Origin of the sequence: Caulobacter sp. RHG1 (genome assembly GCF_013181195.1) — a bacterium.
Classification (GTDB): domain Bacteria; phylum Pseudomonadota; class Alphaproteobacteria; order Caulobacterales; family Caulobacteraceae; genus Caulobacter.
Genome location: NZ_SMZP01000003.1, coordinates 416,002 through 442,414 on the forward strand (window position 1 = coordinate 416,002; position 26,413 = coordinate 442,414).

A 26,413-nucleotide genomic window follows, 5' to 3' on the forward strand; every position below is an offset into this window, starting at 1 on the left:
ACCGAACCGCGCCGAAGCGGGGTCGTCAAGAACCGCAGGCGGGACAGGACGGGTCGGCGCCGATCCGCACCGTACGGGTCTCGGCGGCCAGCGCGTCGTAGATCAGCAGTCTGCCCGACAGGGGCTGACCGGCGCCGGCAATGATCTTCACCGCCTCCAGCGCCATCATCGACCCGATCACCCCCGCAAGCGCCCCGACCACGCCGACCAGCGAACAGGTCTCGGCGTCCGGCGGAACCTCCGGCACCAGGCAGCGGTAACAGGGCTGGCCGTGGAACACCCCGACCTGGCCGGTCCAGCGCCCCAGGGCCCCGCTGACCAGCGGCTTGCCATGGGCCAGGCAGGCGTCGCTGACGGCGAAGCGGGTCTTGAAGTCGTCCGTGCCGTCCAGGACCAGGTCATACTGCGAGACGATGCCGCCAGCGTTGGCGTCATCCAGCCATACCGGATGGGTTTCGACGGTCAGGTGGGGGTTCAGAGCGCTTAAGTGCTCGACCGCCGCCTCGACCTTCGGCCGGCCGACATCGGCCGTGGCGTACAGCACCTGGCGCTGCAGGTTCGACAGCGACACCGTATCCGGATCGACCAGACCGATGGTCCCGACGCCCGCCGCAGCCAGGTACAGGGCAGCCGGCGCACCCAGCCCCCCGGCGCCAACCATCAGCACCCGCGCAGCCTTGAGTTTCTGCTGCCCCGGGCCGCCGACCTCGCGCAGGACCAGGTGGCGGGCGTAGCGCTCGACCTCTTCCGGCGTGAAGCTCATCCTTGATCTCCGGGAAAAGCCTCGCCACATGCGAAGCCATGCAAAACTCGAATTCCTTCCCGAACTGGCACGGCACGACCATCCTCGCGGTGCGCAAGAACGGCCAGACCGTGATCGCCGGTGACGGACAGGTCTCCATGGGGCCAACCGTCGTCAAGGGCAACGCCCGCAAGGTTCGTCGCCTGGCCGGCGGCAAGGTCGTGGCCGGTTTCGCCGGCGCCACCGCCGACGCCTTCACCCTGATCGAGCGCCTCGAAGCCAAGCTGGAGCAGTATCCCGACCAACTGGCCCGCGCCTGCGTGGACCTGGCCAAGGACTGGCGCACCGACCGCTACCTGCGCCGGCTGGAAGCCATGCTGCTGGTGGCCGACGCCACCGCCATTTACACCGTCACCGGCGTCGGCGACGTGCTGGAGCCGGGCGAGAGCGCCAACGGCAACGCCGTGGCGGCCATCGGCTCGGGCGGAAACTACGCGCTGGCGGCGGGTAAAGCGCTCCTCGACCAGGATCTCTCGGCCGAACAACTCGCAAGACGCGCGATGAGCATCGCCGCCGAGATCTGCGTCTACACCAACGGCAACCTGACCGTCGAAGTCCTGTAAGATCATGACCGAATTTTCCCCCCGCGAGATCGTTTCCGAGCTCGACCGCTTCATCGTCGGCCACAACGAGGCCAAGAAGGCCGTCGCCGTCGCCCTGCGCAACCGCTGGCGCCGCCGCCGCGCCCCGGCCGACATCCGCGACGAGCTGACCCCGAAGAACATCCTGCTGATCGGCCCCACCGGCGTCGGCAAGACCGAGATCGCCCGCCGCCTGGCGCGCCTGGCCCAGGCCCCGTTCCTGAAAGTCGAGGCCACCAAGTTCACCGAGGTCGGCTATGTCGGCCGCGACGTCGACCAGATCGTCCGCGACCTGGTGGAAAGCGCTCTGGCCATGGTCCGCGACAAGCGCCGCGCCGCTGTCAAAGCCAAGGCCGAAGGCGCGGCCGAGGATCGCATCCTCGACGCCCTGACCGGCCCCGGCGCCACCGCCGCCCGCGAAGCCTTCCGCAAGAAGCTGCGGGCCGGTGAGCTGGACGACAAGGAGATCGAGCTGCAGCTGGCCGACACCGGCGGTGGCCAGACCTTCGAGATCCCCGGCCAGCCCGGCGCTCAGATGTTCAACCTGTCGGACATGATGAAGTCGCTGGGCGGCGGCAAGACCAAGACCCACAAGACCACCGTGTCCGGAGCCTGGGCGCCGTTGATCGCCGACGAAAGCGACAAGCTGCTGGACCAGGAGGCCCTTACGCAAGAGGCCCTGGAGCTGGCCGAGAACCACGGCATCGTCTTTCTCGACGAGATCGACAAGGTCGCCAGTTCTTCGCAACGCTCGGGCGCGGACGTCTCCCGCGAAGGCGTGCAGCGCGACCTGCTGCCGCTGATCGAGGGCACCACCGTCTCGACCAAGTATGGCCCGGTGAAGACCGACCACATCCTGTTCATCGCCTCGGGCGCCTTCCACGTCGCCAAGCCGTCGGACCTGCTGCCCGAGCTGCAGGGCCGCCTGCCGATCCGCGTGGAGCTGAAGGGCCTGACCCGCGACGACCTGCGCCGCATCCTGACCGAGCCGGAAGCCAACCTGATCCGCCAGCACCAGGCGCTGATGGCCACCGAGGGCGTGACCCTGGCCTTCACCGACGACGCGGTCGACGCCCTGGCCGATGCGGCCGTGGCCGTGAACGCCTCGGTCGAGAACATCGGGGCGCGGCGCCTGCAGACCATCCTGGAAAAGGTGGTCGAGGAGATCAGCTTCACGGCGGCCGACCGCGGCGGCGAGACGATCACCATCGACGCGGCCTATGTGCAGGAACGGGTCGGCGCCCTGGCGGCGAACGCGGACTTGAGCCGGTTCATCCTGTAGCGGTTACTGGCCCCCTCCGCGCTTCGCGCTCCTCCCCCGGAGGGGGAAGACGGATAGCGGATCACCGTCTGCCCCCTCCGGGGGCGGACGACCGCGGAGCGGTCAGGTGGGGGCAAGTGTCAGCCGGTTTTCGCGACCGCCTCCATTCCCAGGATCGCGGCCTTCCGCGCCAGGCCCCAGTGGTAGCCTGTCAGCTTGCCGCTCTTGCCGATCGCCCGGTGACAGGGGATCAGCAGGGAAATCGGATTAGCCCCGATCGCGCCGCCGGTGGCCTGGAATGCCTTGGGCTTGCCGGCCCAGTGGGCGACCTGGCCATAGGTCGCGGTCTCGCCGGCCGGGATGCGTAAAAGCGCCTTCCAGACCTGCACGTGATAGGGCGAGCCGATCAGCACCACTGGCACCGGCCCCTCCCCGCCCGCGAAGGCGTGCAGGGCGGTGGCCTGGGCGGCCAGGTCGTCGCGGATCCAGTCGGCGGCCGGGAAGCGGCGGTGCATGTCGGCGAAACTGGCGTCGTCATCGCCATCTGAGAAAGCCAGCCCCGCCAGGCCGCGGTCGGCCATGACGAACAGACCCTTGCCGAACGGCGTCGGGGCCCAGCCCCAGCGCAGCCTCATGCCCTCGCCCCGCCGGCGGACCTCGCCCGGCGTCGCCGCCTCCTGAGCGATGAACAGGTCGTGCAGCCGCGAAGGCCCCGACAGTCCGGCGTCGAACGCCGCGTCCAGCACGGTGCCGCCGGCCTCCAGGGAGCGGCGGGCCTCGGCGTGGGCGATGGCCGCCACGAAGCTCTTGGGGCTGACCCCGGCCCAGCGGGTGAAGATGCGCTGGAAGTGAAACGGCGACAGGCCCACCGCCTGCGCGGCTTCGTCCAGCGAGGGATGATCGGACCAGCGCGCGGCCAGCCAGTCCAGCGCCTTGGCCATGCGGTGATAGTCGACCGAGCGCTCGGCGAGGCGAACCAGTTCGGCGTTTTCTGCGGGGGGTGCGTCGTATGCCATGGTCATAGGCTTAAGCCCCTCGTGGAACGGCGTCCGCCCGGTTCTTGCGGCGATTTTACGGGGTTGGCCAACGCTTGGCGAGCGGGGCGCATCACGGCATGGTCCGGCCATGGCCGCCCCGAAGAAAAAACCCGTCAAGCGCATCAGTCCCGCCGAGCGCGAGCGGGTCAGGGTGCTGTTCGAACGCTTCGAGAGCCTGGACCTGCATCCCAAGACCGAGCTGAACTATTCCAACCCCTATGAGCTGGTCACCGCCGTCGCCCTGTCGGCCCAGGCGACCGACGTCCAGGTCAACAAGGCCACCGGCCCGCTGTTCCAGGTCGCCGACAGCGCCGAAAAGATGCTGGAGCTCGGCGAAGAGGGGCTCATCAGGTACATCGCCTCGATCGGCCTTTTTCGCACCAAGGCCAAGAACGTCATCGCCGCTGCCCATATCCTGATGGACAGGCACGGCGGCCAGGTTCCCCTGAACCGCGCCGATCTGGAATCCCTGCCGGGCGTGGGCCGCAAGACCGCCTCGGTGGTGCTGAACGAACTGGACATCGAACCAGCCATCGCCGTCGACACTCACGTGTTCCGGGTCTCGCATCGCCTGAAGCTGTCGGCCGGCAAGGTCCCCGATGCGGTCGAGCAGGACCTGATGCGGATCGTCCCGGGGCCCTACCAGACGCGGGCGCACCACTGGCTGATCCTGCATGGACGGTATGTCTGCGTGGCGCGGAAACCCAAGTGCGAGATCTGCAAGATCAGCGATCTGTGTCCTTCGCGGGAGTTATTTTTGGGGGCGTGACCAGCCCCCTCCACCGCCTTCGGCGGTCCCCCTCCCCCAAAAGGGGGAGGATAGATTTCTCCGCCCCGCTTGGGGGCGGACAGACTTCGCGGAGCGAAGTCAGGTGGGGGCCTGTGCTGAGCTAGCCCATCGCCCGAACCACCGCCGCCGCAAATCCCGCCCCGCCGTCATGCGCATGCTGCAGAAAGAGATCCGGCTCGATCACCTCCAGCTCCATCAGCTGCGGCGTGTGATCCAACCCTCGGATCAGATCCACCCGGGCATAGGTGAGGTTCGAAGGCGCGGCCTCCAGCACCAGCTCGGCCGCGCGCAGGGCCTCGCGTTCCGGAGCGATCTGGCTGACCACGCCGCCGAACTGCGGCTGCACCCGGAAGTCGCCCGGCACGGCGACCTTGGCCACCGCGTGGCTGAAGCGGCCGTCGAAGTAGAACAGCGACAGCTCCCCCTCCTCGCCCACCGCCGGCAGGAACGGCTGGATCAGGGCCGGTCCGGTAGGGCCGCCGTCCAGCGCGCCGTGGCGCTTGACCCGGATAGTGTCCTGCGAACCGGCCGAGACCTGCGGCTTGACCACCACCTCGTCGACCCCGAAGGCGTCTAAGGCGGCGAGCACGATCTCGTCGGTCAGACGATCATGGGCCTGGGTCGGCACGACGGGTGCGCCCTTGGCCTCAAGCTCTACCAGGTAGGTCTTGGTCGAGTTCCAACGCATGATCGCCGGCGGATTGGCGACGCGGACGCCGTCGCGCTGGAATTGGTCCAGCAGGCTAAACCACTCTGCCTGGCGGCGGTGGTAGCCCCAGGCCAGGGACGGCATGACCAGCCGGGCCTGGTCCTTGTCGATCGGATCGGTCCACGGCTGAGGCGCGACCGTCAGGCCCCTCTCGCGCAGAGGCGCGGCCAGGCGCTCGAACAGCGGGCTCCAGCTGTTGGCGAAGCGCGGCTCGTCGCGGGCGGGCGCCAGGATCAGGACGTCGACCATCGGTTTACTCGCGAAGGCTAGGACTTCGCAGCTAGGCCTTGGCGGGCCGCGCGGCAAGCCTCGCGTTGCCTTGCACCGCCACTTCCTTTAATCGCCATCGTTCAAGCGCCCTCTGGCCTGTTCTTTCAAAGGTTTGCCCCGCCCCATGACCGCGCTCTACGACGTCGCCGCCATCGGTAACGCCATCGTCGACGTCATCGCCCAGTGCGACGACGCCTTCCTGGAACGCGAAGGCATGGTGAAGGGCTCGATGGCCCTGATCGACGTCGCCCGCGCTTCCAGCCTGTATGACGTGATGGCCTCGGGCATCGAGGCCTCGGGCGGCAGCGCCGGCAACACCGTGGCGGGCGTCGCCAGCTTCGGCGGCAAGGCCGCCTTTATCGGCAAGGTCGCCGACGACCAGCTGGGCCGGGTCTTCACCCACGACATGCGCGCGATCGGCGCGACCTTCGACACTCCGCCGCTGGCTGACGGCCCGGCAACGGCCCAGAGCCTGATCAACGTCACGCCCGACGCCCAGCGCACCATGTCGACCTATCTGGGCGCCTGCGTCGAGCTCACCTCGGCCGACGTCGACCCGGCGATCATCGAAGCCGCTCAATATTCTTACCTCGAAGGCTACCTGTTCGACCCGACCGAAGCCCGCAAGGCCTTCGCCAAGGCCGCCGCGCTCAGCCACGGCGCCGGTCGCAAGATCGCCATCACCCTGAGCGACAGCTTCGTGGTCGAGCGTCACCGCGACGCCCTGCTGGGCTTCATCGAGACCCAGTGCGACATCGTCTTCGCCAACGCCGCCGAAGTCTGCTCGCTGTTCCGCACCACCAATTTCGACGCCGCCGTGAAGGCGCTGGCCGAGCGCGTCGACATCGCCGCAGTCACCCGCAGCGAAAAGGGCTCGGTGATCGCGCAGGGCGGCGCCCTTCACGAAATCTCGGCCTACCCCGTGGAAAAAGTCGTGGACACGACCGGCGCGGGCGACCAATACGCGGCGGGTTTCCTCTACGGCCTGTCGCAAGGCCGCTCGCTGCCGGTCTGCGGCCAGCTGGGCTCGCTCGCGGCCGCCGAGGTCATCGATCACTACGGTCCGCGCCCGCAGGTCTCCCTGCGCGAGCTGGCCCAGAAGAACGGACTGTAGGATTTCAATGGCCCGCACCGCTGAAGTGGTCCGCGAGACGAAGGAGACCCAGATCCGGGTCTGGATCGATCTCGACGGGACCGGCGCCTCGACGATCTCCACCGGCATCGGGTTCTACGACCACATGCTGGAGGCCTTCGCGCGCCACGGCGGCTTCGACCTGAAGGTCGAGACCAAGGGCGACCTGCACATCGACATGCACCACACGGTGGAAGACACCGGCATCGTGCTGGGTCAGGCGATCAACAAGGCGCTGGATGGCTTCAAGGGCATCCGTCGCTTCGGCTCGGCCTATATCCCGATGGACGAGACCCTGACGCGCTGCGCCATCGACCTGTCCAACCGGCCGTATCTGATCTGGAAGGTCGAGTTCAAGCGGCCCAAGGTCGGCGAGATGGACACCGAGCTCTTCAAGGAGTTCCACCACGCGTTCGCCATGAACTGCGGGGCGTGCATCCACCTGGAAACCCTGTACGGCGACAACACCCACCATGTGGCCGAAAGCGGCTTCAAGGCCCTGGCCCGGGCGCTGCGTCAGGCGGTCGAGATCGACCCGAAGACCGGCGGCCTGGCCCCGTCCACCAAGGGCGTGCTGTAGGAAATCCCATGCAGACCGTCGCCCTGATCGACTACGGGTCGGGCAACCTGCGTTCGGCCGAGAAGGCCCTGCGTGAGGCGGCCCGCCGCCGCGACATCGCCGCCGAGATCGTCGTCACCGCCGACCCCGACCTTGTCGCCAAGGCCGATCGCGTCTTCCTGCCCGGCGTCGGGGCCTTCGCCTCGTGCCGCGCCGGCCTGGACGCCACCGGCGTCTATGAGGCGATGAATGAAGCCGTGCACGGGCGCGGCCAGCCGTTCATGGGCATCTGCGTCGGCCACCAGCTCTTGGCCACCGAAGGCCTGGAGTTCGGCGTCACCCCCGGCCTCGACTGGATCGGCGGCCAAGTGAAGAAGCTCGAGCCGGCCGATCCGACCCTGACTATCCCACACATGGGCTGGAACGCCGTGACCCTGGTCCGCGACCACGCCCTGTTCGCCGGCGTGCCCAGCGGCGCCCACATGTACTACGCCAACTCCTTCGCCCTGACCGCTTCCAATGCGGAAGACGTCGTCGCTGTCACGGACCACGGCGGTCCGTTCACGGCGGCGGTGGCCAAGGGCAATGTTGCTGGCCTACAGTTTCACCCCGAAAAGTCACAAGCCTCAGGGCTCGCCCTGCTCGCCAACTTCCTGGAATGGCGCCCATGATCCTCTATCCCGCCATCGACCTGAAGGACGGCCAGTGCGTGCGTCTGCTGCACGGCGACATGGAGAAGGCCACGGTCTTCAACAACTCGCCCGCCGACCAGGCCCAGCGCTTCGTCAAGGACGGCTTCTCGTGGCTGCATGTGGTCGACCTGAACGGCGCCATCGAGGGCAAGTCGGTCAACACCAAGGCCGTCGAGTCGATCCTGGAATCGATCTCGATCCCGGTGCAGCTGGGCGGCGGCATCCGCACCCTGGAAGGCGTCGAGGCCTGGATCGAGGCGGGCGTGTCCCGCGTGATCCTGGGCACCATCGCTGTCCACGATCCGGACCTGGTGCGCAAGGCCGCCCGCCTGTGGCCCGAGCAGATCGCCGTGGCCGTCGACGTGCGTGACGGCAAGGTGGCGATCGACGGCTGGACCGGCCTGTCGGACCTGGACGCCATCACCCTGGGCAAGCGTTTCGAGGATGTGGGCGTGGCCGCCCTGATCGTCACCGACATCAGCCGCGACGGCGCCCTGACCGGCGTCAATGTCGAGGGCGTGGGCGAACTGGCCGACGCCGTGTCGATCCCGGTCATCGCCTCGGGCGGCGTGGCGGCGGTCGCCGACATCGAGCGCCTGAAGGCCCGTCCCGGCGTCGAGATCGCCGGCGCCATCCTGGGCCGCTCGCTCTATGCCGGCACGATCAAGCCGTCCGAAGCCCTGATCGCGGCCGCGCTCTGATGCTGAAGACCCGGATCATTCCCTGCCTCGACGTGAAGGACGGGCGGGTGGTCAAGGGGGTCAATTTCGTGGCCCTGCGCGACGCCGGCGACCCGGTGGAGCAGGCGACGGCCTATGACGCGGCCGGCGCCGACGAGCTGATGTTCCTGGATATCACCGCGTCCAGCGAGAACCGTGGCCTGCTGCTGGACGTCATCTCGCGCACCGCCGAGGTCTGCTTCATGCCCGTCTCGGTGGGCGGGGGGGTGCGGCAGGTGTCGGACATGCGCCGCCTGCTGCTGGCCGGGGCCGACAAGGTCTCGACCAACACCGCCGCCGTCGAGAACCCCGACCTGATCGCCGCCGGCGCCGACGCCTTCGGGGCTCAGTGCGTGGTGGTGGCCATCGACGCCAAGCTGCGCGAGGACGGCTCGGGCTGGAACGTCTGGACCTATGGCGGCCGCAAGGACACCGGCCTGGACGTCGTCGACTGGGCCGCCAAGGTCGTGGAACGCGGCGCGGGCGAGATCCTGCTGACCTCGATGGACCGCGACGGGGCCAAGATCGGCTACGACATTCCGCTGCTCAAGGCCGTGACCGGCGCGGTGAACGTGCCGGTGATCGCCTCGGGCGGCGCAGGCAAGACCGAGCACCTGGTGGAGGCCGCCCGCGAAGGCCACGCCGCCGCCGTGCTGGCCGCCTCGATCTTCCACTTCGGCGAGATCAGCATCGGCGAGGCCAAGCAAGCCATGGCCAACGCCGGCGTGCCGGTGCGCCTGGATGGGAGCGCCGCATGAGCCGACTGAGCGAGGTCCTGGACCGCCTGGCCGCCACGATCGAGACCCGCAAAGGCGGCGATCCGACCGCGTCCTACACCGCCAAGCTGCTGAACGATCCCGCCCTAGCCGCCAAGAAGCTGGGCGAGGAAGCCGTCGAGACTGTGATCGCGGCGGTGGCCCAGGGGCCTGACGCCCTGGCGGCCGAGAGCGCGGACCTGCTCTATCACTGGCTAGCGTTGATGGCCGCCTCGGGCGTGTCGCTGGACGCGGTGGCGGAGAAACTCGAGGCCCGTGAGGGGACTTCAGGGATCGCCGAGAAGGCTTCGCGGAAATCCTAGCGCGCTGACGGCAGCCTCCCTGCGTCCTTCGAGGCGCGCTCAGGAGCGCGCACCTCAGGATGAGGTGTTCAGTGCAATAACGTCCTCATCCTGAGGCGCCCGCGCAGCGGGCCTCGAAGGACGCACGGCGGTTCGATCAACCCTTCCGCTTCAGCGCCACATACAGGGCGCCCTCGCCGCCGTGCCGCTGGTCGGCCGTGGACACGCCGGCGATCATCTCCCGCACCGCAGCCCCAGCCAGCCATTCCGGCGTGCGCTGTTTCAGCACCCCATGGCCGACCTTGCCCTTGCCGGTGATCACCAGCACTGCGCGGTGGCCGTCCTCGTAGGCGCGGCGGATGAAGCCTTCCAAGGTCGCCCGGGCCTGGTCCTGGTCCAGGCCGTGCATGTCCAGGCGCGCACCGATCGGGTCGTGCTCCTTGGCGATGCGGCGCTTGCGATTGGGCTCGATGCGGTCGGGCGCATATTTCAGGGTCTTGGCCGGGGCGGGCTTCAGCTCCTCGGGCGAGACCCGCAGCGGCGCAATCGAGGCCAGGTGCGTGGGCGTTTCCATCGGCAGCGCCGAGATCGTCTTCACCGGCCGGATCCGCGCCTTGCTACGCATCTTTTCGGGCTTTTCCGGCGCGCGCGGGATCACCGTCGAGGCGACGAGCTTCCAGAGGCGGCGGTCGTCATCCGGAGAGGGCGGCGGCTTCTTGGCCACGTCAGGGGTTCGGAACGAGACGGTACAGGCGCAGGGTATGGCGCACGCGGCCGGCCTCGGCCCCCGCGGCTGCGCCCGAGCCCATATAGAGATCGGCGCGCACCTCGCCCTTGATCGCCCCGCCGGTGTCCAGCGCCACGGCCAGGCGGCGATAGGCCGGGAAAGCCCCCGCAAGCTTCGGCGCGGCCGCGTCCAGCCAGAACAGGCCACCCATGCTGTGGCGGCTCAGATCGACGGCGATGGCCCGACCGGCCGGCAGCGGAACGCCCGCGGCGCCGACCGCTTCCTTGCCGTCGTCGGCGGCCATCTTGAAGAACACGTAGCGCGGGTTCAGCTGCATGATCGCGTCGGCCTCCGGCCCGCGATGCGCCGCCAGCCAGGTCCGGATCGACTCGCCGGAGGTGTTGTTGTCGGGCAGCAGGCCCTTGTCGCGCATCGGGGTGGCGATGCCGACGAACGGCCGGCCGTTGGTGCCGGCGAAGGCCGCGCGCACCCGGCGGCCGTCGGGCAGGACCAGGATTCCTGAGCCCTGGATCTGCAGGAAGAACAGCTCTTCTGGCCGCATCCAGGCCAGGGGCTTGTCGGTCGGCACGGCCTCGATGGCGGCGCGGTCGGGATAGGGCGTCAGGGTCGGACCGTCGGGACCGTCTGTCTTCTGGCTGATCAGCGCCGGCTCGGTTCCCATGTCCACGACCGTGAGGTCGGACGGCAGGCCGCGCACCGGCACGGTGAATTCGGCGTTGCGCGACATCCGCGCGTCGTACTGCGGAGCGAAATAGGCCGTCAGCAGGCCTTCATCCCCGATCGCCTGCGGACGGAAGTTCGTTTCCAGAAAAGCCCGGGCTCCGGCCGCGTCCTGGACGCTCGAGGCCTTGGCCAGGCCGCAGACGCGGGCCAGCGCCGGATCCTTGGCGACCCCACAGCCGGCGCGGAAGGCGTTCAGCGCCGCCAGATGGTCTTCCTCGGCCCAGCCCGGAAGGCTGGAGAATGACAAGGTCGGCGTCGGCGGCGTGGGGGTGATCGGCGGGGTCGTCGTCGGCGGCGAGACCGGCCCCGTGGTCGGCGGAACCGGCGTCGTCACGCTGGCGCAGGCGCTCAGCAGCAACCCCGCCAGGACCAGCGGGGCGACGGCGGAAGGAACGGTCGAGACGCGGGTCATCACGCCTCGGCGGCGGCCACGAAGGTCAGGAACCAGTTGGGGTTGGCGCTCTTGACCTCGCGTTCGAAGGTCCAGAGCTCGGCCGTGCGGCGGTCGTCGACGCCTTCGCCGCGCTCGTCCTTGGTGCGGGTGCGGACCTCGGCCAGGATGCGGACCACCGCCTTGGCGCTGTCGCCCTCGACGTCGATGCTTTCTAGGTCCAGACGCGGCGGAGTGAGGAACTCGACCTTCTCGGTGCGGCCGGCGGCCTCACGGGCGGCCATGGCCTGCTCGAAATTGGCCATCACCTCGGCCGACAGCAGCGGACGCAGGGTCTCGCGGTCGCCTTCGGCATAGGCCGAAACGATCTGCTCATAGGCCGTGCGGGCGCCGGTGACGAACTTGTTGGGGTCGAAATCGGGCTGCTTGGACTTCAGCGCCGCCAGGCCTTCCGAACGCAGCACCGGATGACTGTCGGTCGGCGCCGAACCCGTCGGACCGGAGACGGCGGTTGCGGGCGCATCCTCGGGCTGACGGCCAACCCGGCGCCCCAGCGTGGCGTAGAGTTGGTACAGGACGATGGCGGCGACCGCGGCAAGGAACAGGATCTGGAGCACTTCAGGGTCCGGCTACAGGCTTCAAGCCCAGGGGTTCGTATCTATATAGGCGAGACGCGTTCTCCCGTCAGGCGCCTGGCGTTGCGCCAGACGGACCCTCATGGTAGCAGCGCCCACCTTCTCTAGGCGTTTTAGGCGCCGATTACGGATTTTATCCTAATGACCGACACCACCGCCCCCGAGGCGACCTCGGCCGAAAACGCTGAACAACCCGGCGTCCGCATCCTGGCCCAGTTCGTTCGCGACTTCTCGTTCGAGAACCCGCTGGCGCCCGACAGCCTGCGCGCCGGCGCGGCCCAGCCGCAGATCGACATGGGCGTGGAGATGAACGCCCGCGGTCGTCCGGACGGTCTGTTCGAAGTCGACCTGAAGCTGTCGGCCCGCGCCCTGCGCGACGACCAGGCGGTGTTCCACGTCGAAGTCGTCTATGGCGGCCTCTTCCACATCGCTGGCGTGCCGGAAGCCGAGCTGGAGCCGGTGCTGCTGATCGAGTGCCCGCGCTTCCTGTTCCCCTACGCCCGTCGCCTGGTCTCGGACGTCACGGCGGAAGGCGGCTTCCCGCCCTTCCTGATCGATCCGATCGACTTCGCCGGCGTCTACGCCGCGCGCAAGGCTCAAGCCGAAGGCCAGCCGATCGGCAACGCCTAAATCCAGGCGGATCTGGTTTTGAGAGGGGCTCGGCCACAAGGCCGGGCCCCTTTTTTATGCGTGTCAGCGATCGTTCGCCTCCGCCCGCAAGGCGGACGCGCAACTAGCGGCGCTTCTTCGCCGTCGCCTTGCCCTTGCGGGCCGGCGCCGCCTTGGCCTTGGGCTTGCCGCCCTTCTTCACCGCCGCGCCCTTGCCCTTCTTGGCGGCGGCCGCGCATTTGGCCTTGGCCGCCTTCAGCGCCTTGCCGGTCTTGCCCTTGGTCGAGCAGGCGGGAGCCGCCGCGGCGGCGGGCGCCGGACGACTGACGGCGGCGCGTTGGGCGCTGGGCCAGACATAGGGGCCCCGGCGCTCGGTCTCGTAGCCGGGAGGGGCCTCGGGGCGCAGCTGCTCGGCGACCACCGTCTGGGTCTGGCCGTTCTCGGCCAGTTCGCCGGCCCAGCGCTCGTAGCCGGCCGGCCGCAGGGTCAGGATGCTGGACTGACCGCCTCGCGGACTGAAGCGGACGATAACGTCCGAGCCTTCGCGGCGGAGATCCTCGATCAGGCCGGTCGAGCCGACGCTGCCGGGCCGGCGGACGTCGCGCCAGGCCCCTTCCAGCTCGCCATAGCCGCCGGCCTTGTCGACCAGCTGCAGGGCATAGAGCTGGCCGCCGTCCGCGCCGGCGATCTTCCAGCCGCCGTCAAGCGGCCCCTGCAGGTTCTGGGCTGCGGCGATCGAGCCCTTCACCCGCATCTCGTAGACCTTTTCGGCCGGGACGTAGCCGCCCTGGGGGACAGCGGGTCCGGTCGGTTCGGGCGGCGGGATCGGCAGAATGGTCGCCCTGTGGCGCGGTGCGGGCGCGCTGGCGGCCTCGGCTTGCTCTTCGTCGAGGCCGTTCTGCTGAGCGATCAGGTCGGCCAACGGGTCCAAGGCCTGGGGCACCGCGTCGGCGAGCGGCGCCTGGACCTGCGGCGCAGCCGTCACGACCGGTGCGTCGGCGGCCTGCTGGGCCCAAGCAGGACCGGAGGCCAAAACGGCCGAAACGATGGAAACAACGATAGCCCGCATCAGAACCCTACTGCGTCCCCCTTCAGGCCGCCGCATCCCTCGCCGAGATCGCGGCCGCCACGGCGACAAGACGCTCTGCCTGCGACAGATGCAAGCGCTCGGCCATCTTGCCGTCGACCCGCAGAGCGCCTTTGCCTGCATTTTCGGGCGCGTTGAAGGCGGCGATCACGGCCTGGCTCCAGGCGATGTCCTCGGGCGATGGCGAGAACACCCGGTTGCTGATTTCCAGATGCTTGGGGTGGATCAGGGTCTTGCCGTCGAAGCCGAAGTCGACGCCCTGAACGCAGACGGCCTCCAGCGCGGCCAGATCCTCGATGTCGTTGTGCACGCCGTCGAGGATGGTCAGGCCGTGCGCGCGGGCGGCGGCGACGGACAGGGTCAGCAGCGGCAGGAACGGAGCGCGGTCGGGGGTCTGACGCGCCCGCATCTCCTTGGCGAAGTCGTTGACGCCCATCACCCAGGTCGACAGCCGCGTGCCGTGATGGGCTCCGGCGATCTCCCACAGGTGGAAGGCGGCCTTGGCGGTCTCGATCATGGTCCACAGCCGCGTGGCCGGCGGGGCCGACTTCAGGTGCTGATCGTAGAGGCGCACGTCGGCGGCGTCGTTGACCTTGGGGACCAGCACCGCGTCGGGCCCGGCCTCGGACGCGGCGGCCAGGTCTTCCAGGCCCCAGGGGGTGTCGATGCCGTTGACCCGGATCACCACCTCGCGCGCGCCGAAGCCGCCGGCCTTGACCGCCGCCACGGCCGCCTCGCGCGCCGCGGGCTTCATCTCTGGGGAGACAGCGTCCTCTAGGTCCAGGATGATGACGTCGGCCGGCAGGGTGCGAGCCTTCTCGACAGCCTTGGCGTTCGAGGCCGGCATGTAGAGGGCGCTGCGGCGAGGGCGATGCGTGAAGGCGTCGGTCATGGCCCCACCTTAGCAGCGCCGCGGCGCCGCAAAAGCCTTCCCTGTCGGCAAACGGCGGGTCTAGGATCGGCCCATGAGCACCACGCGGTACGACAAGAGCGCCCGGAATGTCTTGGGCGGCGAACTGGCGCCCTGTTCGCTGGATCCGGTCACCGGCTTCTATCGCAACGGCTGCTGCGAGACCGGGCCGCACGATCTGGGCCTGCACACCGTCTGCGCGGTGATGACCGAAGATTTCCTGGCCTTCTCCAAGGCCCGCGGCAACGACCTGTCGACGCCGCGCCCTGACTACGCCTTCCCCGGCCTGAAGCCCGGCGACCGCTGGTGCCTGTGCGCCGGTCGCTGGACCGAGGCCCTGGAGGCGGGCATGGCGCCGCAGGTGGTGCTGGAGTCCACCCACGAGGAGATGCTGGCCATCGCGCCGCTGGGCGTCCTGAAGGACCACGCCGCGACCTGAGCTTGATCAATCGCGCCGAGGCCGAGCGGCGCTACATGTCCCCTGCGTATCGAGGGAGCTTTCGATGAACCCGCAGGACATCGCCGTCATCGGCGCCGGCCCGGCCGGCCTGGCCTTCACCGCCGCGATGCAGGGTTCGGGGCTGAAGATCACGCTGATCGAGCGTCTTCCGCGCGCCGCCTTGGCCGACCCAGCCTTCGACGGCCGCGAGATCGCCCTGACCCAGCGCTCGATCGCCACCCTGAAGGCCGTGGGCGCCTGGGACCTCCTCCCTGCCGACGATGTCTGGCCGCTGCGCGCCGCCAAGGTGCTGAACGGCGCCTCGCCCCTGACCCTGACCTTCGAGCCCGAAGGCGGCGCAGCCGGCGCGTTGGGCGCTCTGGTCGCCAACCACCATATTCGCCGGGCGCTGTTCCAGCGGGTCGACGGCGCCGACGACGTGACCCTGCTGACCGACGTGGCCGGAGCCTCGGCGCAGCGCACCGACATCGGCTTCCGTGTGGACCTGGGCGGCGATGACGCCGTCGAGGCGCGGCTTCTGGTGGTGGCCGACTCGCGCTTTTCAACCTTCCGCGACCAGCTAGGCGTCGGGGCCGACATGAACCGCCTGGGCCGCTCGATGCTCGTCTGCCGCATGACCCACGACACCGACCATGGGCACGTCGCCACCGAGTGGTTCGATCATGGCCAGACCCTGGCAGTGCTGCCGCTTGGGCCGGGCTGCTCGTCGATCGTCGTCACCCTGGCCGCGCCCGAGATCGACAGACTGATGGCGATGGACGAGGCCGCCTTCGAGGCCGAGATGACCCGCCGCCACAAGGGCCGCCTGGGCGCCTTGAAGCTGGTCAGCACCCGCCATGCCTATCCGTTGGTCACCACCTGGTCGCACCACTTCGCCGGACCGGGCTTCGCCTTGATCGGCGACGCAGCCGTCGGCATGCATCCCGTCACCGCCCACGGCTTCAACCTGGGCCTGCTGAGCGCCGCCGGTCTCGCGCGACGCCTGCGCGCCAGCCGCGACATCGCCGCCCTCAACGTCCTGTCGGCCTATGAGAGCGAGCACCGCCGCGCCGCCTTGCCGCTCTACACCGCCACCAACGCCATCGCCCGACTCTATGCGACCGAGACCACGCCGGCCAAGCTGGCGCGCCACGCCCTGCTGCAGCTGGGCCGGCATGCCTATCCGGCCCGCAGGCTGGTGTCGCGGGCGCTCACGGCAGCCTAGGGCTCCAGCGGGTATTCCCGCTCCAGCCGGTAGGACGAACCTTCACTGGTCTGCCAGCTGGAGTAGAGGCCGAAGCGATCGACGGTGAAGGCCGGCGAGCGCAGCAGGTTGTTGGCCTGGATCCAGGCCCCGACCTCAGGAACCGCAGCGCGCTTCAGATAGGCCAGGGTGACGTGCGGCGTGTAGAGCCGGCCCTCGGGCTTGAGCTCGGCCGCGCGGGCGGCGCCTTCATTGGCCTTCTGCAGCCGGCGCAGCGGCGCGCTACCCTCGACCCCCGCCCAGACGGCGTGGATGTCGGCGCCCTCGCCGAAGTGGCCGGCGCCTGCCAGTTCCAGGTCGAACGCCGGCGCGGAAATCTCCGCCAGCGTCTCGTCCAGCTCGGCCGCGACCGGCTCCTGCACGTCGCCGATGAACCGCAGCGTGATGTGAAACGCCTCCAGCGGCCGCCAGCGCGCGCCCTCGATCCCATGCAGGCGCGAGAGCAGGCCCTGGCCGATCTCCGGCGGGATGGCGATGGCGGTGAACAGACGGATCATGTCAGGGGCAGGGATTGGGCTGGCGAGCGTGGATGGCGTTGACGGCGTCTTCCAGGTCATCGGTCCAGACCAGGTCGAAGGCGTCGATATTGGTCTTCAGCTGCGCCATCGACGTCGCGCCGATGATCGTGGCGGTGACGAACGGACGCGCATCGCAGAACTTCAGAGCCAGTTGCGCCGGGTCGATCCCGTGGGCCTGGGCCAGGTTCACATAGGCCTGGAAGGCTTCCTGCGAGCCGGGGCCTTCATAGCGCTGCATGCGGTTGTAGAGCGCCTTGCGCGAACCGGCCGGCAGGGCGCCGTTCAGGTACTTGCCGGTCAGTTGGCCCTGGGCCAGGGGCGAATAGGCCAGGAGGCCCACCTGCTCGCGCATGGCGATCTCGGCCAGTCCGTACTCATAGGTGCGGTTGGCCAAGTGGTAGGCGTTCTGGATCGAGGCGATGCGGGGCAGGCCCCCTCCCCCGTTTCTTGGGCCCTCGCTCTCGGCCAGGAACTTCATCACGCCCCAGGGAAACTCGTTGGAGACCCCGACGTGGCGGATCGTCCCCTTCTTCACATGGGCGTCCAGCGCCTCGAGGATGTCGCCGAAGCTCTCGAAGTCCTGGTCGTAGTCCTTGAAGCTCTGCCCACCGAACACCCGCACCCGGCGATCGGGCCAGTGCAGCTGATAGAGATCCAGATAGTCGGTCTTCAGCCGGCGCAGCGAACCCTCGACGGCCTCGTCGATCTGGGCCTTGGTCTGGCGGGTCACCGCGCCGTCCTTGCGCATCCAGGAAAGGCCGCCGAACGCCGCGCCCTGACCGGCGACCTTCGAGGCCAGCACGACCTCATGGCGTTTGCCGGTCTTCTCGAACCACGAGCCGATATACTCTTCCGTCCGCCCCTGGGTCTCGGGGCTGGGCGGGCTGGCGTACATCTCGGCCGTGTCCCAGAAATTGACCCCGCGCCCCAACGCGTAGTCCATCTGCTCGTGGGCCTGGTCTTCCGAGTTCTGCGAGCCCCAGGTCATGGTGCCCAGGCAGCAGCGGGACACCGACACGTCCGTGCGGCCAAGCTTGGCGTAGTCCATCGGCTTTCCCTCCCTGGAAATCAGTCACACTTTGCCAGAAACACTTTGTAAGAGTTCGATCGGCGCCGCAGCAAGCCGTTGGCCGTTGTGCGTCAAAGACCGGAAGAAGTCCAAAGTGCGTACCATGAACACCTGCGTGAGGGGATTGCGCGACCGCCCTTCACACCCGATATTCGTCACGCGTCCGTCGTGGGCGCTTTAGCTCAAGGGCTTTAATTCGATGAACGACTTCAACCGCGGCTACGCGCGCTCGATCCCGGCGGATCGCGCCGACATGTCGGTTGACGCCGGCCTGCGTAGTTTCATGCTCGGCGTCTACAACAAGGTGGCGCTGGGTCTTCTGCTGTCGGCAGGCCTGGCCTTCCTGACCAGCGCCTACCAGCCGGTCGCCAGCATGCTGTACGTGCTGACCCCGGACGGCCGTCTGGCCGGCTTCACCCTGGCGGGCACGATCATCCGCTTCGCCCCGCTGGCGATGATGCTGGTCGCGATGTTCGCCATGAAGAACCCGACGGCCCGCTCGTCCGGCATCTTCTACTGGGCGCTGGTCGCCACGATCGGCGCGGGCCTGGGCGTCTGGCTGCTGGCCTATACCGGCGCTTCGGTCGCTGCGACCTTCCTGGTCACCGCCATCGCCTTCGGCGGCCTGAGCCTGTTCGGCTACACGACCAAGAAGGATCTGACGGGCTTCGGCAGCTTCCTGATCATGGGCCTGATCGGCTTGGTGGTCGCGTCGCTGTTCCAGATGTTCCTGCAACTGCCGGGTCTGGGCTTCATCATCAGCATCCTGGGCGTTCTGATCTTCGCGGGCCTGATCGCCTACGACACCCAGCGCCTGAAGACGTCGTACTACGAGATGGGCGGCGACCAGCAGTCGATGGCCGTGGCCACCAACTACGGCGCACTGAGCCTCTATCTCAACTTCATCAACCTGTTCCAATTCCTGCTCAGCATCATGGGCAGCCGCCGCTAAGGCCTGAAACGGTCCAGAACGACGAAGCCCCGGCGGGAAACCGCCGGGGCTTTTTCTTGGCCTGCGGCCTTGCGCACCCTCGACGCGGTTCGCCGCCGGGACCACATTGCGGTCGGGGCATGATGGAGACGACGATGATCCGCACGCTCGCGTTCGCCCTGCCGATGATCATGGCCGCAAGCGCCAGTCAGGCAGAGACCCTTACCGCCCATCCCCAGACCGCCAAGCGCCTGGCCTTGTCGCCGGTCCCCTCAACGTCGCCGATGTCGTTCGCGGTCGCCTATGCGCAGGCGCCGATCATCCTGCCACGCGGGATCGCCAAGACCTCGGTGGAGCGCTCGGAAGGCGGGGTAACCGGTTCGGCAGGCGTGCTCTGCGGTCTCAAGCCCAATGCCGACAGCAGCACGATCGGCGCGGCGCGGGGCTATGACAGCGACGGGCGCTTCGTCGGCGCGAAGCTGGCCTTCTCGTTCTAGCCCTCAGTCCACGACCGAGAACTTGCCCTTCTCGAAGACCTTCAGCACCTGGGCCAGTTCGTGGCCACGCTTGAGGATCTGGCCGCCCTGGCCAAACACCGCCCAGGCGCCCTGCTTGCGGGCCAGGGCTGGATGCTTCTCGACGCGATAGAGCGGGGCCTCGGCTGCGTGTCGGAAGATCGAGAAGACCGCTCGGTCGGAAAGGCCCGCAATGCCGTAGTCGCGCCACTCGCCGGCGGCGACCCGGCGCCCATAGAGGCGCATCAGCTGGTCGAGCTCACGCCGCTCGAAAAAGACGACGCCGCCGACCGGCGCGGGCTGGGTAGTGTCCAGGGCCATGCGCGGAATCTAATCCTAAATCGGACGATTGCCATAGATGGGCCGCAGGGAAACCAGGTCGTGGCCCGCCGGACACGCCCGGTTGCAAATGACACGAGCCGGCCACGGTACGCCTCGATATGACCTTATTTCGGTCCTTCGGCCGCCCGGTTGCGGGTCGATAACAACATCGTCGGCTGATCGGAGACCCTGCGGTCCAGGATCCTGAACAGCCCCCCCAGCCCCCCAGATTGCGGGCCGGTCAGCCGACAAACTCTATATCCCCTCCCCCAAGAGGCCCGCGCGGATTTCCCCCCACCGCGCGGGCTTTTTGCTGTGCGGTCCGTGGTAGGACAGCCGCCGCATATCGGCCACGCCCCGCCCTGAAACGACCTTGGTTTGGTCCAGCCCTCGCCCGTTTGGGGCTCGATAAAGAGAACGTCGATGAAGTCCGGACCGGGGTCCTGTCCAGCCCCCCCAGCCCACCCGGTCACTACGGTCTTCGCCGGCACGCAAAAGGAAACCCGTGTGGCGCTCCCCTCCTGCCACACGGGTTTTTCTCTGCGTGCTGTTCTGGGCGGGGCTCCGAGGCTCAGCGCTCTGGGGTAACGGTTTCCAGGACGCCCAGGATGCGCCCCCCCTTGGCGCCCTGCACCAGGATCACCGTCACAAGGTCGGAATCGGTCCCGATCGCGGTCGGCAGGCGATAGAGCTTGGGTCGGCCGGCCCACGGGCCAAGCTTGACCAGCTCGCGCACCACGTTGCGGTGGACCAGGGTCTGGCCCTTGTTGTCACCGCGCTTGACGGCGATGTCCTGCTCGCGCGGATCGTAGCGGACCATCCACACCTCGCCGCCGCCACGCGGCGCGGGACCCGAGCCGACGGCGACGCGCGCATTGCCGACGAATTCCATGTCCGGCGGATTGGACGGGGCGTTGGCCGTCGTCTTGACCAGGTCCTCGACCGTCCCGGCCTTGGCGCCAGAGGCCTGGACGCGGCCGCCGACCACCATCTGCGGGGTCGGCACGTCGCGCAGGGCGAACTTCTTGGCGTAGGTCCGCTGGCGCTCGGCGAAGGCCGGCTTGGCGAAGGTGTCCTTCCAGCCGAGATAGTCCCAGTAGTCGACCGCATAGGTCAGGGCCAGGACGCCGTCGCGCTTGGAGAGATCGGCGGCGATCTGGTTAGCCTTGCCACAGGACGAGCAGCCCTGAGCGGTGAACAGCTCGACCACCACCGGCGGCTTGGCGCGCGCCTTCGGGGCCGCCGCTGCGGCGGAAACCATCACGCCGGACACGGCCAGGCAAAGCAGGGAAAGGGCGGCCTTACGCATTGCGGGTCACTTAAGCCAAGAACGCCGACACGTGCCGTTCACGAGGCCGTGAAGCGGGGCGGCGGATGGGGAGAAACGGTGGAGACATCGTTGTCAGATACTTCCGAAACGAAAGCGGCCGGCCCCGCGAGGGAGCCGGCCGCCTTTGTTCAGTCATCCAAGCCTTGGGCTATTCGCCCTTGGCCAGGTTGCGCAGCACGTAGTTCAGCACGCCGCCGTTCTTGAAGTATTCAAGCTCGGTCGGGGTGTCGATGCGGCAGCGGACCGGGAAGCGGGCGATGCGGCCGTCGGTCGGGCGATAGAGCTCGACGATCAGCTGCTTGCGCGGGGCCAGGTCGGTGAGGCCGCGGATCGAGACGATCTCCTCGCCGGTCAGCTCCAGCTTCTGCCAGCCGTCCTGCACGAACTGCAGCGGCAGAACGCCCATGCCGACCAGGTTCGAGCGGTGGATGCGCTCGAAGCTTTCGCAGATCACCGCCCGGACGCCCAGGAGCTTGGTGCCCTTGGCGGCCCAGTCACGCGACGAGCCGGTGCCGTATTCCTTGCCGCCGAAGACGACCGCCGGGCGGCCTTCTTCCTGGTACTTCATGGCGGCGTCGTAGATCGGCATCACTTCGCCGGTCGGGAAGTGCTTGGTCACGCCGCCTTCGATGTCCGGCGTGATCTTGTTGCGGATGCGGATGTTGGCGAACGTGCCGCGCATCATCACCTGGTGGTTGCCGCGGCGGGCGCCGTAGCCGTTGAAGTCCACCGGCTGCACGCCTTGATCGATCAGGTACTGACCGGCCGGGCTGGAGGTCTTGATCGAACCGGCCGGGCTGATGTGGTCGGTGGTGATCGAGTCGCCGAAGACGGCCAGGATGCGGGCTTCCACGATGTCGGTGACCGGAGCGGGGGTCATCGACATGTTGGGGAAGTACGGCGGGTTCTGGACGTAGGTCGAGTCACCTTCCCAGGCGTAGGTCTGGCCGCCCGTGGTCTTGATGCCCTGCCAGTTCTTGTCGCCCTTGAAGACGTCGCCGTAACGGGTGGCGAACATCTTCTCGTTGATGGCCTTGCGCTGCAGGGTCGCGATGTCTTCGTTCGAAGGCCAGATGTCCTTCAGGAAGACGTCGTTGCCCTTCTTGTCCTGGCCGATCGGCTGGGTGGCCAGGTCGATCTTCATCGTACCGGCCAGGGCGTAGGCCACCACCAGCGGCGGCGAGGCCAGGTAGTTGGCGCGCACGTCCGGGTTCACGCGGCCTTCGAAGTTGCGGTTGCCCGACAGCACCGAGCAAGCGACCAGGTCGTTGTCGTTGATGGTCTTGCTGATGGCTTCCGGCAGCGGGCCCGAGTTGCCGATGCAGGTGGTGCAGCCGTAGCCGACCAGGTTGAAGCCCAGAGCGTCGAGGTGCTTGGTCAGGCCGGCCTTGGCCAGGTAGTCGGTGACGACTTGCGAGCCAGGCGCCAGCGAGGTCTTCACCCACGGCTTGGCCTTCAGGCCCTTGGCCACCGCGTTCTTGGCCAGCAGGCCGGCGGCGATCAGGACGCTCGGGTTCGAGGTGTTGGTGCACGAGGTGATGGCCGCGATGACCACGTCGCCGTGACCGACGTCGAAGTTTTCACCCTCCACCGGGGCGCGCAGGTCGGGGTTCTCGGACTTGCCGAACTCACCGCCCAGCGACTCGGCGAACTTGTACGAGGCTTCCGACAGCAGGACGCGGTCTTGCGGACGCTTCGGACCGGCCAGCGACGGCAGCACCGTCGACAGGTCCAGTTCCAGGCTGTCGGTGAAGGTCGGCTCGGGCACGCCCGGCTCCCACCACATGCCCTGTTCCTTGGCGTAGGCCTCGACCAGGGCGACGCGTTCCGGCGTGCGACCGGTGCCCTTCAGGAAGGCCACGGTGGCGGCCGAGATCGGGAAGAAGCCGCAGGTGGCGCCGTATTCCGGGGCCATGTTGGCGATCGTCGCCTGGTCTTCCAGGGTCAGGTTGGCCAGGGCGTCGCCGTAGAATTCGACGAACTTGCCGACCACGCCCTTCTTGCGCAGCATCTGGGTGACGGTCAGCACCAGGTCGGTGGCCGTCGCGCCTTCCGGCATGGCGCCGGTCAGCTTGAAGCCGATGACTTCCGGGATCAGCATCGGGATCGGCTGGCCCAGCATGGCCGCTTCAGCCTCGATGCCGCCGACGCCCCAGCCCAGGACGGCCAGGCCGTTGACCATGGTCGTGTGGCTGTCGGTGCCGACGACGGTGTCGGGATAGGCGACTTCGGCGCCGTCGACTTCGTTGGTCCAGACGGTCTGGGCCAGATATTCCAGGTTCACCTGGTGGCAGATGCCAGTGCCGGGCGGCACGACGCGGAAGTTGTTGAAGGCCGACGAGCCCCAGCGCAGGAAGCGGTAGCGCTCGATGTTGCGCTCGTACTCGCGCTTGACGTTGTCGTCATAAGCCTTCGGGTTACCGAAGTTGTCGACCATCACCGAGTGGTCGATGACCAGGTCGACGGGGTTCAGCGGGTTGATCTTGGCGGGGTTGGCGCCCAGGGCGACCATGGCGTCGCGCATGGCGGCCAGGTCGACGACGGCGGGAACGCCGGTGAAGTCCTGCATCAGCACGCGCGCGGGGCGGAAGCTGATTTCGTGCTCGACGGCGCCCTTGTTCTGCAGCCAGGCGGCCACGGCCTTCAGGTCGTCTTCAGCGACCGAAACGCCGTCTTCGTTGCGCAGCAGGTTTTCCAGCAGCACCTTCATCGACACCGGCAGCGACGAAGTTCCGGTCAGACCGGCTTCCTCAGCGGCGCGAAGGCTGTAATAGACGTAATTCTTGCCGCCGACGGTAAGCTCGCGACGGGCTTTCAGGCTGTCAACAGACGCCATTCTCAAGGATCCTTCTCTGTCCACGGCCGCCCGAAAACCTCTCCCGGGATCACGCGCTGATCGGAAGGGACACACAGGTTCCGCCTCCGCGCCGCGTACCACCCAAACCGACTGGAGGGGGACGACCGCGCGCTTCTTAGCGCCACAGGTCTTCAACGTCCATGTCGCGCGCGGGGACTTGCAATGTTGAGAGTTGTTCTCATTAAGGATCTGGCGATTTCGCGCGGCGAGCGGACGCTGTTTTCAGGCCTGAATCTGACTCTGAACGCCGGCGAAGCGGCCGCTCTGGTGGGCCGAAACGGCGCGGGGAAGACCAGCCTGCTGCGCGCGGTCGCCGGCCTCCTGCGACCCATGGCGGGTACGGTAACGTTTGAAGACTCCAGCGGACCAGTCGAGGCCGACGTAGCCCGAGCCGAACAGTTGCACCTTCTGGGGCATCACGACGGCCTGAAAGCCAGTCGCACCGCCTGGGAGGAGCTGCGCTTCCAGGCCCTGTGGACCGGCGGGACCGAGGACAGCGCCCGCGCCGCGGCCAAGCGCTTCGACCTGATCCGCCTGCTGGACCTGGAGGTCCGCCGCCTGTCGGCCGGTCAGCGCCGGCGCCTGGCCCTGGCGCGCCTCGCGGCCAGTCCTCGGTCGCTGTGGCTGCTGGACGAGCCGATGGCGCCTCTGGACGCCACCCAGCGCGAGGCGTTCGGCGTCGTCATGGCCGAGCATCTGGCCGGCGGCGGCATGATCCTGGCCTCGGTGCACGATCCGCTGCCAATCCCCGCGCGTCTCGTGGAGATTGGGGCATGAAGGCGTTCGGCGTTCTTCTGCGTCGCGAGCTGGCCCTGGCCTGGGGCCGCGGCGGCGGGCCGCTCTTGGCTCTAACCTTCTATGCCTGCGTCGTCGTGCTGCTGCCGATGGCGTCGGGCCGCGCGCCGGAGCGCCTGGCCGCCATCGCGCCGGGCATTGCCTGGCTGGCCCTGGCCCTGGCCGCCCTGCTCTCGCTCGAGCGGCTGTTCGAGCGCGACTACGAGGACGGGACGCTGGAGCTGCTGGCCCTGGGCCCCGCCCCGCTGGAGGCCGTCGCCATCGCCAAGTGCCTGGCTCAATGGCTGGCCACCGGCGCGCCCCTGGCCCTGGCCGCCCCGGTCGCGGCCCTGATGCTGGGCGCAGAGCTGAAAGTCATGCCGCTGCTCGTCTTGTGCAGCCTGGTCGGGGGTCTGGCCTTCGCGTTCCTGGGCGGCATGGGCGCGGCCCTGGCCTTGGGCAGCAAGCGTGGCGGCCTGCTGGTGGCGGTGATCGTGCTGCCGCTGTTCGCCCCGCCGGTGATCTTCGGAGCCGGAGCGCTGGACGGCTACATGTCCGGCCTGTCCTGGACCGGCGGCCTGATGCTGATGCTGGCCTACTGCGCCGGCGCGGTCGCCCTGACCCCGCTGGCCATGGGCGCGGCCTGCCGGAACGCGCTCGACTAGGGAGTCGGCGCCACGGTGGCCTGAAGGTCGCCCGGCTGCGCCGATTTCTCGCCCAGCACCACCGCCAGCGATCCGCCGATGATCAGCGCCCCGCCGGTCAGCAGGGCGGCGGTCAGGTGGTCGCCGAACAACAGCACCCCGCAGGCCGCGCCGATCAGCGGCTCGATATTGATGAACACCCCCGCGCTGGCGGCCCCGACCCGCGAGGCGCCGTATTGCCAGGCGGCCGTGGCCAGCAGGGTCGCCAGCACGCCCTGGGCCAACACCGCGATCCAGGCCGGCGCGCTGAGCGCCAGGGTCGGCGGGCCGTGCATGACGAAGGCGATCGGCAGAATGGTCGCGGCAGCCACGATGATGGTCACCGCCGGTATGGCCATGGCGTTCGGGGCCTTGGGCACGCGGCGCAGCACCAGGAGCCAGGCCAGGAAGATGAACAGCGCGCCGATCGACAGCACGATCCCCAGGGTCGAACTGGCGCCGTCCGGCTTGCCGGCGATCAGGGCCGCGCCCAGGGTGGCGGCCGCGACGCCTGCCCACGAGGCCGGGGTGACCTTCTCGCCCAGGATCCGCGCGCTGACCGCGATCAGGGCCGGCATGGCCCCGACCAGCAGGGCGGCCACCGTGACGCTGACATGCGCCAGGCCCTCGAACTGCACCAGGAACGCCACGCCGTAGAGCACGCCAGCCAGCAGCACGATCGGCGAGCGGAACAGAGCGCGGGTTTCGGCCCGGCGCAGGGCGAACGGCGCGGCGACCGCGGCGGCGACCAGGAAGCGCAGCAGCACCATGTGCGCGGCGCTGGTCTCGCCCAAGATCAGCTTGCCGGTCGGAAAGCCCATGCCCCAGAAGAGACCGGCCAGGGCCAGGGCGACAAAGGCGATCGACTTCATGAGGGGCTCCGGGCCGGCGAAGGGGGACCGGGAATGTCCTCTAGGCAAGGCGAGTCCCGAAACTGTCAGCTGCGTGTAGCGCCAGTCGGGAGGCGCGAGAACCCGCCTGTTTCACAGCCCGTCAAACA

At 68.5% G+C, this 26,413-nt stretch carries 30 protein-coding genes; 16 read left to right on the plus strand and 14 right to left on the minus strand.

Annotation, left to right across the window (positions count from 1 at the left end):
- Positions 1-25: 25 nt before the first annotated feature.
- Positions 26-763, minus strand: a complete 738-nt coding sequence (locus E1H18_RS09665) for a molybdopterin-synthase adenylyltransferase MoeB (protein WP_172266825.1) — start codon at positions 761-763, stop codon at positions 26-28.
- A 38-nt stretch (positions 764-801) separates the two neighbouring features.
- On the opposite strand from E1H18_RS09665, the gene hslV reads away from it, so the two are divergent.
- A complete protein-coding gene (gene hslV / locus E1H18_RS09670) occupies positions 802-1,365 on the plus strand; it encodes an ATP-dependent protease subunit HslV (protein ID WP_172266828.1) in 564 nt (187 codons plus the stop codon).
- A gap of 4 nt (positions 1,366-1,369) precedes the next feature.
- Positions 1,370-2,665, plus strand: a complete 1,296-nt coding sequence (gene hslU, locus E1H18_RS09675; RefSeq protein WP_172266831.1) for an ATP-dependent protease ATPase subunit HslU — start codon at positions 1,370-1,372, stop codon at positions 2,663-2,665.
- A 119-nt stretch (positions 2,666-2,784) separates the two neighbouring features.
- On the opposite strand, the gene E1H18_RS09680 is transcribed toward hslU, so the two are convergent.
- A complete protein-coding gene (locus tag E1H18_RS09680; protein WP_172266834.1) occupies positions 2,785-3,666 on the minus strand; it encodes a methylated-DNA--[protein]-cysteine S-methyltransferase in 882 nt (293 codons plus the stop codon).
- A gap of 103 nt (positions 3,667-3,769) precedes the next feature.
- On the opposite strand from E1H18_RS09680, the gene nth reads away from it, so the two are divergent.
- The gene (gene nth, locus E1H18_RS09685; RefSeq protein WP_172266837.1) at positions 3,770-4,450 is read left to right on the plus strand and encodes an endonuclease III; all 681 of its coding nucleotides are present in this window, start codon (positions 3,770-3,772) and stop codon (positions 4,448-4,450) included.
- A 121-nt stretch (positions 4,451-4,571) separates the two neighbouring features.
- Here the strand turns inward: nth and E1H18_RS09690 are convergent, their stop codons facing one another.
- Positions 4,572-5,429, minus strand: a complete 858-nt coding sequence (locus E1H18_RS09690; protein ID WP_172266840.1) for a RimK family alpha-L-glutamate ligase — start codon at positions 5,427-5,429, stop codon at positions 4,572-4,574.
- Between the two features lie 145 nt (positions 5,430-5,574).
- Here E1H18_RS09690 and E1H18_RS09695 point away from each other — a divergent pair, with 145 nt between their 5' ends.
- From E1H18_RS09695 to E1H18_RS09720, 6 genes are read left to right on the plus strand one after another with little or no spacing between them, the layout of a single operon-like run.
- The gene (locus E1H18_RS09695) at positions 5,575-6,564 is read left to right on the plus strand and encodes an adenosine kinase (protein ID WP_172266843.1); all 990 of its coding nucleotides are present in this window, start codon (positions 5,575-5,577) and stop codon (positions 6,562-6,564) included.
- A gap of 7 nt (positions 6,565-6,571) precedes the next feature.
- Positions 6,572-7,162, plus strand: coding sequence for an imidazoleglycerol-phosphate dehydratase HisB (gene hisB / locus E1H18_RS09700; protein WP_172266846.1), 591 nt, complete (start codon positions 6,572-6,574; stop codon positions 7,160-7,162).
- Positions 7,163-7,170: 8 nt separating this feature from the next.
- Positions 7,171-7,812: an imidazole glycerol phosphate synthase subunit HisH gene (hisH, locus tag E1H18_RS09705; RefSeq protein ID WP_172266849.1), complete on the plus strand. Its 642-nt coding sequence runs from the start codon at positions 7,171-7,173 to the stop codon at positions 7,810-7,812.
- On the plus strand, positions 7,800-8,534 hold the full coding sequence (gene hisA / locus E1H18_RS09710; RefSeq protein ID WP_172266852.1) for a 1-(5-phosphoribosyl)-5-[(5-phosphoribosylamino)methylideneamino]imidazole-4-carboxamide isomerase: 735 nt from the start codon (positions 7,800-7,802) through the stop codon (positions 8,532-8,534). The genes hisH and hisA overlap by 13 nt, the downstream gene beginning before the upstream one ends.
- Positions 8,534-9,310 (plus strand): imidazole glycerol phosphate synthase subunit HisF, encoded by a 777-nt coding sequence (gene hisF / locus E1H18_RS09715; protein WP_172266855.1) that lies wholly within the window; start codon positions 8,534-8,536, stop codon positions 9,308-9,310. Before hisA ends, hisF begins: the two co-directional genes overlap by 1 nt.
- Positions 9,307-9,630: a phosphoribosyl-ATP diphosphatase gene (locus tag E1H18_RS09720; RefSeq protein ID WP_172266858.1), complete on the plus strand. Its 324-nt coding sequence runs from the start codon at positions 9,307-9,309 to the stop codon at positions 9,628-9,630. The genes hisF and E1H18_RS09720 overlap by 4 nt, the downstream gene beginning before the upstream one ends.
- Before the next feature lie 136 nt (positions 9,631-9,766).
- Here the strand turns inward: E1H18_RS09720 and E1H18_RS09725 are convergent, their stop codons facing one another.
- Genes E1H18_RS09725 through timA form a run of 3 tightly spaced genes read right to left on the minus strand, consistent with a single transcriptional unit; the run spans position 9,767 to position 12,088 of the window.
- Positions 9,767-10,333: a Smr/MutS family protein gene (locus E1H18_RS09725; protein WP_172266861.1), complete on the minus strand. Its 567-nt coding sequence runs from the start codon at positions 10,331-10,333 to the stop codon at positions 9,767-9,769.
- Position 10,334: 1 nt separating this feature from the next.
- A complete protein-coding gene (locus E1H18_RS09730; protein ID WP_172266864.1) occupies positions 10,335-11,492 on the minus strand; it encodes an MltA domain-containing protein in 1,158 nt (385 codons plus the stop codon).
- Positions 11,492-12,088, minus strand: coding sequence for a TIM44-related membrane protein TimA (gene timA, locus E1H18_RS09735; RefSeq protein WP_172266867.1), 597 nt, complete (start codon positions 12,086-12,088; stop codon positions 11,492-11,494). Before timA ends, E1H18_RS09730 begins: the two co-directional genes overlap by 1 nt.
- A 159-nt stretch (positions 12,089-12,247) precedes the next feature.
- On the opposite strand from timA, the gene secB reads away from it, so the two are divergent.
- Positions 12,248-12,736, plus strand: coding sequence for a protein-export chaperone SecB (gene secB, locus E1H18_RS09740; RefSeq protein WP_172266870.1), 489 nt, complete (start codon positions 12,248-12,250; stop codon positions 12,734-12,736).
- A 103-nt stretch (positions 12,737-12,839) separates the two neighbouring features.
- Here secB and E1H18_RS09745 read toward each other — a convergent pair whose 3' ends face one another.
- Positions 12,840-13,784 carry a hypothetical protein gene (locus E1H18_RS09745; RefSeq protein ID WP_172266873.1) on the minus strand — a complete coding sequence of 315 codons (945 nt, stop codon included), beginning with the start codon at positions 13,782-13,784 and terminating at the stop codon, positions 12,840-12,842.
- 22 nt (positions 13,785-13,806) lie between these two features.
- On the minus strand, positions 13,807-14,694 hold the full coding sequence (locus tag E1H18_RS09750; protein WP_172266876.1) for a CoA ester lyase: 888 nt from the start codon (positions 14,692-14,694) through the stop codon (positions 13,807-13,809).
- A 73-nt stretch (positions 14,695-14,767) separates the two neighbouring features.
- On the opposite strand from E1H18_RS09750, the gene E1H18_RS09755 reads away from it, so the two are divergent.
- Entirely contained in the window at positions 14,768-15,151 is a 384-nt protein-coding gene (locus E1H18_RS09755) for a DUF2237 family protein (RefSeq protein ID WP_172266880.1), read from the plus strand.
- 64 nt (positions 15,152-15,215) lie between these two features.
- Complete coding sequence (gene ubiM / locus E1H18_RS09760) at positions 15,216-16,376, plus strand: 5-demethoxyubiquinol-8 5-hydroxylase UbiM (RefSeq protein ID WP_172266883.1); 1,161 nt, start codon at positions 15,216-15,218, stop codon at positions 16,374-16,376.
- Here the strand turns inward: ubiM and thpR are convergent.
- Positions 16,373-16,912, minus strand: coding sequence for an RNA 2',3'-cyclic phosphodiesterase (gene thpR / locus E1H18_RS09765; RefSeq protein ID WP_172266886.1), 540 nt, complete (start codon positions 16,910-16,912; stop codon positions 16,373-16,375). The genes ubiM and thpR overlap by 4 nt on opposite strands.
- A 1-nt stretch (position 16,913) precedes the next feature.
- A complete protein-coding gene (locus E1H18_RS09770) occupies positions 16,914-17,981 on the minus strand; it encodes an aldo/keto reductase (RefSeq protein ID WP_172266889.1) in 1,068 nt (355 codons plus the stop codon).
- 220 nt (positions 17,982-18,201) lie between these two features.
- On the opposite strand from E1H18_RS09770, the gene E1H18_RS09775 reads away from it, so the two are divergent.
- Both E1H18_RS09775 and E1H18_RS09780 read left to right on the plus strand, forming a co-directional pair.
- The gene (locus tag E1H18_RS09775; protein ID WP_172266892.1) at positions 18,202-18,954 is read left to right on the plus strand and encodes a Bax inhibitor-1/YccA family protein; all 753 of its coding nucleotides are present in this window, start codon (positions 18,202-18,204) and stop codon (positions 18,952-18,954) included.
- Between the two features lie 134 nt (positions 18,955-19,088).
- Complete coding sequence (locus tag E1H18_RS09780; protein WP_172266895.1) at positions 19,089-19,430, plus strand: hypothetical protein; 342 nt, start codon at positions 19,089-19,091, stop codon at positions 19,428-19,430.
- A gap of 3 nt (positions 19,431-19,433) precedes the next feature.
- On the opposite strand, the gene E1H18_RS09785 is transcribed toward E1H18_RS09780, so the two are convergent.
- The 3 genes from E1H18_RS09785 to acnA all read right to left on the minus strand — a co-directional run bounded on the left by E1H18_RS09785 (position 19,434) and on the right by acnA (position 23,935).
- Positions 19,434-19,769, minus strand: a complete 336-nt coding sequence (locus E1H18_RS09785; RefSeq protein ID WP_172266898.1) for a DUF2794 domain-containing protein — start codon at positions 19,767-19,769, stop codon at positions 19,434-19,436.
- A 571-nt stretch (positions 19,770-20,340) separates the two neighbouring features.
- Positions 20,341-21,078 (minus strand): thioredoxin family protein, encoded by a 738-nt coding sequence (locus tag E1H18_RS09790; RefSeq protein ID WP_172266901.1) that lies wholly within the window; start codon positions 21,076-21,078, stop codon positions 20,341-20,343.
- A 169-nt stretch (positions 21,079-21,247) separates the two neighbouring features.
- Positions 21,248-23,935, minus strand: a complete 2,688-nt coding sequence (gene acnA / locus E1H18_RS09795; protein WP_172266904.1) for an aconitate hydratase AcnA — start codon at positions 23,933-23,935, stop codon at positions 21,248-21,250.
- 183 nt (positions 23,936-24,118) lie between these two features.
- Between acnA and ccmA the strand changes: the two genes are divergently transcribed.
- Positions 24,119-24,733, plus strand: a complete 615-nt coding sequence (gene ccmA, locus E1H18_RS09800) for a heme ABC exporter ATP-binding protein CcmA (RefSeq protein WP_172266906.1) — start codon at positions 24,119-24,121, stop codon at positions 24,731-24,733.
- On the plus strand, positions 24,730-25,395 hold the full coding sequence (gene ccmB / locus E1H18_RS09805; RefSeq protein ID WP_172266908.1) for a heme exporter protein CcmB: 666 nt from the start codon (positions 24,730-24,732) through the stop codon (positions 25,393-25,395). The genes ccmA and ccmB overlap by 4 nt, the downstream gene beginning before the upstream one ends.
- Here ccmB and E1H18_RS09810 read toward each other — a convergent pair.
- Positions 25,392-26,285, minus strand: a complete 894-nt coding sequence (locus tag E1H18_RS09810; protein WP_172266910.1) for a DMT family transporter — start codon at positions 26,283-26,285, stop codon at positions 25,392-25,394. The two genes, ccmB and E1H18_RS09810, sit on opposite strands and share 4 nt — an antisense overlap.
- Positions 26,286-26,413 lie beyond the last annotated feature (128 nt).